The organism is Corynebacterium sp. 13CS0277, assembly GCF_002994655.1.
GTDB lineage: Bacteria > Actinomycetota > Actinomycetes > Mycobacteriales > Mycobacteriaceae > Corynebacterium.
The window spans coordinates 1-10,468 of record NZ_PPDL01000039.1; the positions used below are offsets into that span (position 1 = coordinate 1).

The 10,468-nt window shown below is 59.9% G+C and carries 9 protein-coding genes; 3 read left to right on the top strand and 6 right to left on the bottom strand.

What is annotated here, in order from left to right; all coding sequences use genetic code 11:
* Positions 1-106: 106 nt before the first annotated feature.
* On the bottom strand, positions 107-1,111 hold the full coding sequence (locus C1Y63_RS11995) for a hypothetical protein (RefSeq protein WP_106016688.1): 1,005 nt from the start codon (positions 1,109-1,111) through the stop codon (positions 107-109).
* A 279-nt stretch (positions 1,112-1,390) separates the two neighbouring features.
* Between C1Y63_RS11995 and C1Y63_RS12000 the strand changes: the two genes are divergently transcribed.
* The 3 genes from C1Y63_RS12000 to C1Y63_RS12010 all read left to right on the top strand — a co-directional run bounded on the left by C1Y63_RS12000 (position 1,391) and on the right by C1Y63_RS12010 (position 3,859).
* Entirely contained in the window at positions 1,391-2,248 is an 858-nt protein-coding gene (locus C1Y63_RS12000) for an ABC transporter permease (protein WP_106016689.1), read from the top strand.
* 124 nt (positions 2,249-2,372) lie between these two features.
* Entirely contained in the window at positions 2,373-3,122 is a 750-nt protein-coding gene (locus tag C1Y63_RS12005; protein WP_106016690.1) for an ABC transporter ATP-binding protein, read from the top strand.
* On the top strand, positions 3,122-3,859 hold the full coding sequence (locus C1Y63_RS12010; RefSeq protein WP_106016691.1) for a DUF6270 domain-containing protein: 738 nt from the start codon (positions 3,122-3,124) through the stop codon (positions 3,857-3,859). The genes C1Y63_RS12005 and C1Y63_RS12010 overlap by 1 nt, the downstream gene beginning before the upstream one ends.
* A gap of 45 nt (positions 3,860-3,904) precedes the next feature.
* Here the strand turns inward: C1Y63_RS12010 and C1Y63_RS12015 are convergent, their stop codons facing one another.
* The 5 genes from C1Y63_RS12015 to C1Y63_RS12035 form a co-directional block, all read right to left on the bottom strand.
* The gene (locus C1Y63_RS12015; RefSeq protein ID WP_106016692.1) at positions 3,905-6,076 is read right to left on the bottom strand and encodes a glycosyltransferase; all 2,172 of its coding nucleotides are present in this window, start codon (positions 6,074-6,076) and stop codon (positions 3,905-3,907) included.
* A 65-nt stretch (positions 6,077-6,141) separates the two neighbouring features.
* Positions 6,142-7,092 (bottom strand): hypothetical protein, encoded by a 951-nt coding sequence (locus C1Y63_RS12020; RefSeq protein WP_146128960.1) that lies wholly within the window; start codon positions 7,090-7,092, stop codon positions 6,142-6,144.
* Positions 7,089-8,339 carry a UDP-N-acetyl-D-mannosamine dehydrogenase gene (gene wecC, locus C1Y63_RS12025; protein WP_106016694.1) on the bottom strand — a complete coding sequence of 417 codons (1,251 nt, stop codon included), beginning with the start codon at positions 8,337-8,339 and terminating at the stop codon, positions 7,089-7,091. The genes C1Y63_RS12020 and wecC overlap by 4 nt, the downstream gene beginning before the upstream one ends.
* 35 nt (positions 8,340-8,374) lie before the next feature.
* The gene (locus C1Y63_RS12030; RefSeq protein WP_146128961.1) at positions 8,375-10,159 is read right to left on the bottom strand and encodes a hypothetical protein; all 1,785 of its coding nucleotides are present in this window, start codon (positions 10,157-10,159) and stop codon (positions 8,375-8,377) included.
* Positions 10,160-10,306: 147 nt separating this feature from the next.
* A partial coding sequence (locus C1Y63_RS12035; protein ID WP_146128962.1) for an integrase core domain-containing protein occupies positions 10,307-10,468 on the bottom strand: 162 nt, incomplete at its 5' end.

The window sequence follows — 10,468 nt, forward strand, 5'->3', positions numbered from 1 at the left end:
GTCGCGTCAGCCGGCACTGGATCGTTGAAAACAACGACCAGTGATCGGCGCTTTGGCATGCCCTCACACACCCTGCTAGGGAGGACCCGGCTGGTAGGCATGAGTATCACCAAGGACTACCAGCCGATTTGCGTTTAACATAGGAACACCCCCCCGCCTTTTTCGTTTCCCCTTCGCGGTGAAGCTCAAACTTGTCGGACAGTCCGATCTTTTCGACAAGCTGTTGCGACACTTCAGCTTCGAGCTCCGGGGGAACGTAGGTGAACAGGTTCATGTCGACACCTGCACTGTAGGCTGCGGCAGTCACGAAGCGAGAGTCGCGACCACCGGACAGCCCGATCAACAGCGGACGATCCGCCCCAACGGCACTGTCGGAGAGGGCCTTCTTTGCCGCCTTGATCGCGAACTCAAAGTTGGGTTCCTCCCCCTTGCAGCTAAGCAGGAATTTGCCCACCGAGTGGGATTCGCGCAAACGGAAGATTTTGCCCGTCAAGGTCACCAGTTGTCCCGGCGGGACTTTGGTGATGCCGGCGAATGCGGTGTTGTGGCCTGCCGGGTGTCCCATGGCTTGCAGGGACGCCCAGTACTCATCGGACAGGCCGGTCGGGCTGTCTTGCAGCAGTGCGAGCGCTTCAATGCTGCTGGAGATGGCTGTGTGGGACACGGCATCGTCAAGGATGTACAGAGAGCCGAAACCGAAGCTGTCGTTGATGGCATACGCGACATCCTGCGGGAGCTTGTGGAACAAGTATCCGACAGGGCCGGCCTTCTCGTAGAGTTCGTCCCGCCCGTCCGCGTTGATGACACGGGCGAACTTTTTCAGCCCTGCTGAAGACTCCTTGTCCAGGATGTCCTTCTCGAAGATGGAGTGCACGGTGATAGAGACACTGCTGGCGTCTGCGTGGTACCAGGAGTTGCCTTGCGCGGAGCGGTTGCCCTCAATGAAGAAGGTCGCCAACGAGGCTGACTCCCATACCTGGATTGCGGACTCTTTGACGTTGAAGAAGTCGGAGAAGCGCTGCCGGATCACCTGCACTTCATCACCACCGCGCTTTCGCACTGTGCAAAAGATCGGTTCACGCCGGTTGGCGAAGTCTAGTTTTTGCGACACTGAAAGTACTCCTTGAATTTCTGTTGCCACAGCGACCGACCTGCCGATTGCATAGGCGGTAACAAGTTGGCACGGATTGAGGGAAGAGGCTCTGGCCCTGAGCCCACTCCTCAATCGGCCATCCTACCGCAGTTTCCGCACTTTACCCCGCCTGATTCGTCGGTTGTTGAGGCCGATGAGCCGGAGGACTGGCCCTGTGGAGAGTCTGCTCAAATTGGCCCCTGGGGATGGAGGGCTAAGATTGTCTTTTAAGCTTGTCGCCGGAAGGAAGGATCCCCCGTGGAGGCCACCAGCGTAGCTAGCGCATCTACGCCGCAGCTTCGCCCGATCACGCGACGCCAGCCCATCCCCACCTACTTGCACCAGCTGTGGCGTCGCCGCTTCTTCATTAATGCGGAAGCCCGCGCGAAGGCGTTCTCTGGTTACCGCAACACACTGTTGGGGCGGGCATGGCTGATCCTCGCTCCGCTGCTTGACTCGGCTGTCTACGGGGTTATCTTCGGCTTCGTGCTGAAGACCTCACGCGGCATCGATCATTTCTTGCCCTACTTGCTGGTCGGAGTGACGTTCTTCGGTTTCAGTTCCAAGGCCTTGAACGGCGGCGCCGGGTTGATGCGCAGCCGCCGCAACGTGGTGCGCGCGTTCGCCTTCCCCCGTGCAGCAATCCCCCTGTCGCACTCCTTAAGGGATTTCTACGATTCGCTCCCCGTCATGCTGATGACTATGGTAGCCATCACTATCGTGCCGATGGGGGTGAAGCCCACCACTATGTGGGCGATGCTTCTCCCGATCGTGGCGTTGCAGTTCCTCTTCAACCTAGGCCTGGTCTTCTTTGCTGCGTTCATCACCGACGTCTTGCCGGACTTGAAGACAGTGTTGTCGTACATCACGAGGTTCTGGTTCTACGGTTCGGGTGTCTTCTTTGACCTGGAGCGCCTCTTGGAAAACAAGACTGCGCTGGATATTGCGCAGGCGAATCCGGCTTACATCATCCTGGACATGGCCCGAAGCGTTCTAGTGTATGACACCATGCCACCTTCGTCCGATTGGATTCGCCTGTCCGCGTGGGCTGCCGGCACCCTGGTTGTGGGCTTTGTCCTGTTCTGGTCTCGTGAGGTGAAATACGCCCGTGGCTGACAACAACGCTGAAGAGAAAGTGACCGGCATTGAGGTCCCTTTGGGTGATACCTCCGTGTCTGTTCGCGGGATTCGTGTCCGCTACAAGGTACCGAGCACTGGAAACCCCCGGAGTCATCGCAAGATGACTACCCTTGACCGTGCGATCAACAAGGCGGCACGTCTGGTGGGCAGCGAGCGCAAAGTCGTTGTGCGCGCTTTGCGGGACGTATCCTTTGATGTTCGTTCCGGCGAGGCTGTCGGCTTGGTTGGACTGAATGGCTCGGGCAAGTCGACGCTGCTGCGCGTGATCGCTGGCTTGGAGACCCCGTCCGCGGGGCAGGTCTACGCCACCCACCAACCGGTGTTGCTGGGCGTGTCTGCGGCGCTCGAGCCCGCGTTGTCGGGCTTGCAGAATGTTCGCCTGGGTTGTTTGGCGATGGGGTTGACCCCGAAGGAGACCGAAGCCGCGATCCCTGGAGTCGTTGAGCTGTCTGGCATTGGCGACTCTGTGTATCTGCCGATGGAGACATACTCGTCAGGCATGAATTCGCGTCTACGATTTGCGATCGCCACTGCTGCACACCCAGAGATTTTGCTCATTGACGAGGCCCTGGCGACGGGTGACGCCGCGTTTAAAGCGCGTTCTGAGCAGGCGATGGCTGAGCTGCGGCGCGATGCGGGCACGATGTTTTTGGTGTCCCACGCCGCCCAGACGATTGAGGAAATGTGCACGCGTGCTATTTGGATCCACAAGGGCAAGGTCATTGCCGATGGGACCGCCTACGACACCGCGCGAACCTACCGCCAATGGGCTTGGCACCTGGCGCAGGGGAAGCAAAGGGAGGCTGATGAGCTCATGGCTGAGGTGCTAGCAGCGCGGGTGTATTCGTGATGGGCGTCTTTATATACGGGTCCTGCGTCAGTCGTGACACCTTTGAGGTGTTGAGGAACCGGCCGTTCGGCGATTGGTCGTTGGTTGATTATGTTGCGCGGCAGTCGTTGATTTCTGCGCACACCCACGTGCCCTTTGAGCGCCTCCACCTTGAGAATCCTCCGGCGAGTCCTTTCCAACGTCGGATGATGGATAGCGATTGCGCTGGACGTGTCTTCCGTGCCATGCGTGGAGCTGAGCAGCCTGTCGACCTTTTCTTGTGGGATCTGTGCGATGAGCGCCTTGGGGTCTTCGACTTCCGTGACGGAACGTACTCGACGCGGTCCATTGAGTATTTGGTTGCAGCGGCTCCCGCGAAACAGCCCTCGGGCGCACGTGTGATCGAGTTCGGGACGGATGAGCACTTCGAACTGTGGGAGTCCAAGCTCGATTTCTTTGATGAGCAGCTGGCGTATGCGCAATTTGATAATCGCGTGCTGCTGAAGGTTCCGTGGGCGTCGCGCACGCGCTGGTTTAGGCCTACTCCTCGGAGTATGGGATTCTCGGCGCGGCGGGCGAATGCTGCTTTTGACCGCTACTATGATGCGGCCGAAGCACGGATAACGGGCCTGAAGGTCATTGAACTGGACTCGAAGGGTCTTTTCGCCGATAGTCAGCACCGGTGGGCTCTGGCGCCTTTTCACTACGAGCACAGGGTGTATGAGCGTCTCTGCGACGAGATTGCTCGCGCCCTATAGAACGGTCCGCCCCGGGCCCTTACCGGTCGCGCGGGGCGGATCCGATTAAAGGCCGAGTGCGGATTCCCACTCTGCGACGTGGTCGAGGTAGTCCCATTGCTGGGCGCGCTCCTTGGCGGCTCGACCCGCTTGCGTGAATTTGGCACCGGTGCCAAGGGCGAGGATATTCTTGGCGGCTTGGTGCGCGTCATTGACAATCACGTCACTGCCGAAGATGTCCGCCGATCCGGGGCGCTCCCAGACGATTGGGACGGCACCCGACGCCATACCTTCTGCGCAGGCGAGGTGGAAGGTTTCATGCGTGCTTGGGGAGAGGATAATTCCGATGCGGCGGAGCCAGCTGGCCATGTCGGCCCCGAAGGGTTCGAAAGCGACTGCGTTCCGGAGGTAGGGGCTACGGCGGATTCGCTCAAAGGTGTCCAAGTACAGCTGGCGCTGCAGCGGATCTTTCCACTCCCACGGGTATCCCCACGGCATCCTTCCGCGCACAATGAGTCGGTAGTTGGGGTCGTGGGCATGGAGTTCCTCGAGGGTGTCCAGCGCCCGGTCGAGGCGCTTTCCATAGCCCACGATGCCGACCATGCCGAGGGTGTGGGCGTAGTCACCCAGTTTCGGCCGGTTGAAGTCAGCTGGATCGATGACATTGCTGATGGTGTGGATTCGCCCACGAAGATCTGGGAGAGCCTGGGCGATTTTCTCCGCGTAGAAGTCACTGACCGTCACGCACTCGTCGATGGCGTCGAAATTGATTTTGCTCAACCAGGGTCCACGCAGTTCAAATCCGTGCAGACGGGTGATGAGACGGGTGCCAGGACGTTTGTTCTGGGAATAGTAAGCAAGATTAGGGCCCGCCCATTCACAGAAGACCGTATCGGCCCAGCCGAGGAGTTCTTTGCTTTGTGTCGCGTCGTGGTCGTGGAGTGTTTTCCACGTATCGAAGCGCAGGTCCACATCATCACGGCCCTGCAACCAGTCGACGACCTCCCCGAGGAACTTGGGATCGTGGGTGACGATGAGCAGCTTGGTTTTGTTCGCGGCACCGGTGATGGTGACTGAGCGCTCAAGGTAACCTCGTAGGCGCTCTCCGGCGGTGGCCATGGAGAAGTAGCTCACTGCGTCACGCACGGCCTTGGGCCAGTCTGGCTCAACTGCTCCAGCAGGCCCATTTTCACTAGGCTTCGGCTGTTGTGGGCCACACAAGGCCGCCACTGTGTCGGCAAGGTCTTCCACTGTCGCGTTGGAGGTGACGTAGCCCGGATAGTTGTCACCGAAGAGACTTCGATGGTCGGCGGTGTCATTGACGATGGGAAGCGTGCCGGAGGCCGCGTACTCCAATGCCTTGGTGGAGATTTCCAGACTGTCGTCGAGGTCGATGGTGCGCCACCCAATGCCGATGTCTGCGCGCGCGGCGAAACGCATTGCTTCCTCGCGGGAGACGCCGCCATGCCAGATGACGTTGCTAGAGGAATCGGCCACAGCCCGCTTGAGCTCTTCCTCCATTTGTTTGGCCCAGCCGGGATGCTCGCGGTCGTGTTGGAACTTCGACCCGAGGACGTCTAGGGTGGCGTCGATACCGTGGCGCTGTTTCAGCACGGTGGGAAGACTCAGTAACTCGAGGGTGCGCCATGCCCTGGCAAATTTGCCGCTGTAGATCAGGCGGAGGGGCCCCGGCTCTCGGACGCTGGTGGTGAAAAACTCGTCAGAGACCATCGGGGGAAGCAGGAGAGTTTTTCCTGCGGCCTCCGGAGCGAGGGCCTCAAGGTAGCCCCGGGCGGCTTCAGTTTGGGCGAACATGCGGCGGGCTTTCAGCGCCACGCTTCGCACTTGCTCAATGTCGACGCTCGTTGCTTTCGTCAGCGGGTGGGGCAGATCGGTGATGTAGGCCCACAGTTTTTCGGCCAGGTGCGGGTTCTCCACGGCGGCGAGGCAGGCTTGTCGGCCGCGCACGATGACGGCGTCGATGGGAGTCGATTCGACAATCTCGGCCAACCGGGCTGCAGCTTTTTGGGCGCTGAGTTGTTCCCCAGCAGGCTCGTGGAGGGTGATCGCTTTCTCGCCGGTGAGGGAACCAACGAGCGTCATTTTCTCAATGGGGGCTTTGAGCTGTACCTCAACGGAGATGCCAGCCCGCGCCAAGGTGTGGGCGAGGGAGACTAGCCACACGGATGAGCCATCGATGATGTTGAGATTAACGTCGCCGTAGAGAAGTATTCGCATGTTCCTGGACCTGTTTGTGGCGGTAGAAGAGAGGCAGACTGAACCTCAATGGTGCGGGTGCTGCACTACTGCAATGCTTGGTTGCCCGCATCGGGGAGCGGGGCGTGCGCCGGCGTATGGAGAGCCCAGGCGCGAGCAACAATACTGGGGACCGCTTCGCCGAATTTAGCGTGGTCCGTGTGCCCGTCGTAAATGATCGCCGCCGCCTCACGGAGTGCACCGATGTGGTGGCCTGCGCGCAAGGGGCCGATGATCGCGGTGGCGATTCCCCGCTGTGCAGCCTTGTCCACAAGGACGCACAGGTCCCTCAGCTGTCGTGTTCCGGTTGCGTCCGTGATCACCATCCAAGGATCCTTGACGAGCGCAGTGTCATCGATGAGGATGAAGCTGGTACCCGGGTCTAGATTCGTGATCGGGGTGTAGGGGGTGATCTCTTGGACTTCGATTCCTGGGCCGGTACCTGCTTCCTCAGCCAAGTTGGCCAAAGCGGATCCGGCGAGGACAGCGATCTTTTGGGGACCCGTTTCCTGCACCAACCAGTGCTGCAGAGCAGCAATCTCATCGGTGCCGTGCCCAGCGTCTGCGGCGTGGCGACCGGGGGCAAACGGGCGGTGACCACTCTTGCTGGCTGTGGCACTGAGTGCAGCCGGGTCGTGGGAAGGAGCAGGGCCCGTGGGGACGTTGGTTGCTACTCCGACGATGCCGTTATCGAGTTTTTCTCCCTGGCGCTGTTGCTCAAGGATCACGGATTCAAGCTTGCGGGGCATCTGCCCCAGTTGGTCGAGATAATTCAAACGTGCCACCGCGAAGCGTTCGAAGCGCTCTCTGGCAGCACTCGAACGTTGCTGCTCACTCAAAACCTGCCAATGGAAAATAATGGCAGCGACGCCGACAAGCACCGCGATGGCGCTGAAACGCAGCCCACTGGCGACCAGCAGCAGGGCTACGGCAAGGGTAACAGCCGCGTCTACTGCAACGACGGTAGTTTTGCGGTAAAGCAGTGCACGCGGGTTCATGCCCGCCACAGGCCTTTCGTGTCGACGATAGTGGCGTGCGCCAGCTGGCCGAGGGTCAGGCTTTTGAATTCGGCGTGGTCGACGAGGAGGAGAACAACGTCGGCGCGCTGCACCGCATCACTAAGGTCCGTAAGTTTCACATTAGCCAGGTCAAGCCGCTTGGGAAGAGCGGAGATGTGGGGTTCGACAGCAAGGATGGTGGCCTCCGGTGCCATGTCGGCCAGCGATGCGACGATATCGACAGCCGGGGACTCACGCAGGTCATCGATGTCAGCTTTGAAACTCAGCCCCAAGGCTGCGATTGACGCGGTGGGTTTATTCGCCAGCACCGCGCGCACCTTGTCGAGAACGAAATCGGGCTTACTGTTGTTGACTTCGCGAGCGGTGCGGATGAGACGTGCGGTCTGCGGAGCAGAGGCCACAATGAACCAGGGATCCACAGCAATGCAGTGCCCACCCACGCCGGGGCCGGGCTGGAGGATGTTCACACGCGGGTGGTGGTTGGCTAGTTCGATGAGCTCCCACACATCAACGCCGAGTTCTTCGCTAATCATCGACAGTTCGTTGGCGAAGGCGATATTGACGTCTCGGAAAGAGTTCTCAGTCAGCTTCGCGAGCTCCGCTGTGGTGGCGTCGGTCTGGAGAATTTCCCCTTCGCAGAAGTTCGCGTAGAGCTTCGCCGCGCGGGTCGTCGCCTCCGGGGTCAGTCCGCCAACAACGCGGGCGTTATTGCGCATTTCCTCCATGATCTTGCCGGGGAGCACCCGCTCGGGGCAGTGCGCGAACATCACGGAGTTTGCATCACGAAGATCCGGGCGGGCTTCGAAGATGACCTCGGCGACGTGCTCAGTTGTCTTTGGCGGAGACGTCGACTCGAGGACGATGAGCTCATTGCCCCGCAGCAGCGGTGCGAGGCTACGCGATGCGGCATCAATATAGGACAGGTCCGCCTCGTAGTCACCACGGAACGGAGTCGGCACCGCCAAGATGTAGACGTCCGCGGAGGGGGTGGTGGTCTGAGCGGTTAGGCGGCCAGATTCGACCGCGGCCGCGAGGAATTCCGCAAAGTTCGGCTCGTGGAACGGAACCGTGCCTTTGTTGACAGAGTCAACAGCTGCAGCGTTGACGTCAACACCGATAACTCTTAGCCCGGCGTTGGCGAAAAAGGCAGCGGTCGGCAGACCAATGTATCCAAGGCCTACGACACAGACGTCGGCAGGGGTAATCACGGAAGTTTCGCCAGACATTTCTGAGAAGCCTTTCGGGTAAAGGTGGGGTGTAGTCATGTGGTGGAGGTGCGCAAGGGGTGGGCCGACTTCACCGCGTTGATATCTGAAACCAGCTTAAGACATGCGTACTGCCAGAATAGAAACTCAAAGGTGTAGTTGAGCATCGCCCTGCCACCAGGTAGATCGGTGATGAGTTGCTCAACATCGGCCATGGTTGGCGGTTGTTGTCCCCACACCGCAGAGCCCGCTGGGGCAGCAGCGGCCGCTGCCAGGGATTGCTCAACGCTGCTGAAGAAGTCATCGCGGTTGACTTCCCAGTAGGTCGGTTGGATGGTGACCTTGTTGACTTCGTTTGCGGGCCTGGTGGCGGCTACTTGCTGATAGTAGGGAACGTCGGCCCATTCGGGCACCATCTTCTGCGTAGCTCGCCCCATGACTGCCTCAGCGGGTTTGTTGGCGCCGACGGGTGGGGCGTGAAAAGCTTCACGGAACAGTGCGGTAGAAGCCTTCGGTGCCATCGTGTCCACGTCAGGCAGGACCGCGCCGCGACGGTAGCGGGTCATCACCCACGTAAGGTTCAGCGCCTGGAAGCCGTTGAATCCGCGAACAAAACCGTCAAGCAGATGTTCTTTGTACGCTGCGGCCCCATTCTTGCGCACGTCCCAGGGGAGGTAGGACCGGCCGTGCTCGCGGAACTTGATCTGGCGGCGTACCGCCTGCTGCCAGTCACCGGATTCGCGTTCAGCAGCGGTCGTGAAGTTTTGGGTGTCGAGACCGCCACCAAGGCCGCAAACATGGATGATTTCGGGCCTCTCCGTCTGCGGCTGGGGAAGGCTGAACCGGGTGGGCGTGGACCAGCAGTCACCGCCGGTATAGCGGTACCAAGCCTCGGCACGCTCAAGGATCGGTGTATTGGGCATGTTCGGAACACCACGATAGAAGGGAGATTCCTCGACGTCGCCTTGAGGAATGACCGCATGGGGCAGCGGTTTGGGCAGTTTGCTCAGCAGCTCTTGGGCGATGTCTGCTTCTAACTGCGGAGGCACGCGGGTGAAAACCTCGAAGTCGATGCCCGCAGTGAGTGCGGCGGCGACCACGAAGCGAGAATCTTTCCCACCGGTGAGCCCGAACAGGCTTGAACCGGACAAGTCCGAGCGGTTTTGTTCCAAGAATCCGACGACGTCTTCAATGACGGCGTCGATGTTGGGTTCTTGCTCTTCGCGGCCGATCACCTGGTCGCGATAGTCGCGCATCGGCAGAATCTTGAACAGTACGGGTGTGAGGGTGACCCGGCACCCGGGGGGTACTTTTGTGACGTTGCCGAAGGCAACGGTGTCGCCGGCACCGCTACCGCCCACAAAGTAGGTGTCCCAGTAGTCACCGTTTGTTGTTGTCTCCCCCTCCTGGAGAACTGCGATGGCTTCCACGCTGGAGGAAATGATCGGGTTATCCACATCTGAGGAGATATACAGGCTGCCCATGCCGAAGGGGTCGTTGACTGCGTAGACGATTTCCTCAGGCTTCTTGTGGAACAGGTAGCTGACAGGGCCGTGAGCATTATCGAGCTCCGTGGAAGAGTTCCCGACCACTCGGTTGTAGCGCAGAATGCCTGCGGCATTGTTTTTGTTGAGGCAGTTGCCGTCGAAGATGGTATGCGCCGTGATTGCTACGCGGGTGTCGGTCGCATAGAACCAGTCTGCGCCCATGGGGGCGACGACAGGGGCGATGTAGAAGGTGCACAGGGTTCCTCCCTGCCAGACGCGCACCTCGTCATCGTCGACGCCGAAGATGTGAGCGAGGCGGCTGCGGTAACACTGCACCTGGGATGCTGTTGTCACACGAGTTGCAAGAAACACCGGTTGCCGCCGGTATGCGGCGTTGCATTTCCTACTTCGTGGCACGGCAACTTCCTCTTTAGTCAACGTGGGAGGGACCCGTCGGGACGATGTTCTGTTGGAGTGACCTAGTTTTTCGGCCCGGGCGACTTAAGCCATCGCTACGGATGATTCATGCTCGGCCCGAACAAGGGCCGCGTACCGACTCGGGGGCAAGTAGCCCAGCGACGAGTGTGGATGCTCGGTATTATACCGAACCCGCCACCATTCATGCAGGACACGCGCATGTTCGACCCCCTCAACGAGGTTGTC

What these genes read in the sequence shown, in the direction of transcription:
- C1Y63_RS12005 (WP_106016690.1), top strand. Translation starts at nt 2,373, where the DNA reads ATGACTACCCTTGACCGTGCGATCAACAAGGCGGCACGTCTGGTGGGC.
- C1Y63_RS12010 (WP_106016691.1), top strand. Translation starts at nt 3,122, where the DNA reads ATGGGCGTCTTTATATACGGGTCCTGCGTCAGTCGTGACACCTTTGAG.
- wecC (WP_106016694.1), bottom strand. Translation starts at nt 8,339, where the DNA reads ATGTCTGGCGAAACTTCCGTGATTACCCCTGCCGACGTCTGTGTCGTA.
- C1Y63_RS12015 (WP_106016692.1), bottom strand. Translation starts at nt 6,076, where the DNA reads ATGCGAATACTTCTCTACGGCGACGTTAATCTCAACATCATCGATGGC.
- C1Y63_RS12020 (WP_146128960.1), bottom strand. Translation starts at nt 7,092, where the DNA reads ATGAACCCGCGTGCACTGCTTTACCGCAAAACTACCGTCGTTGCAGTA.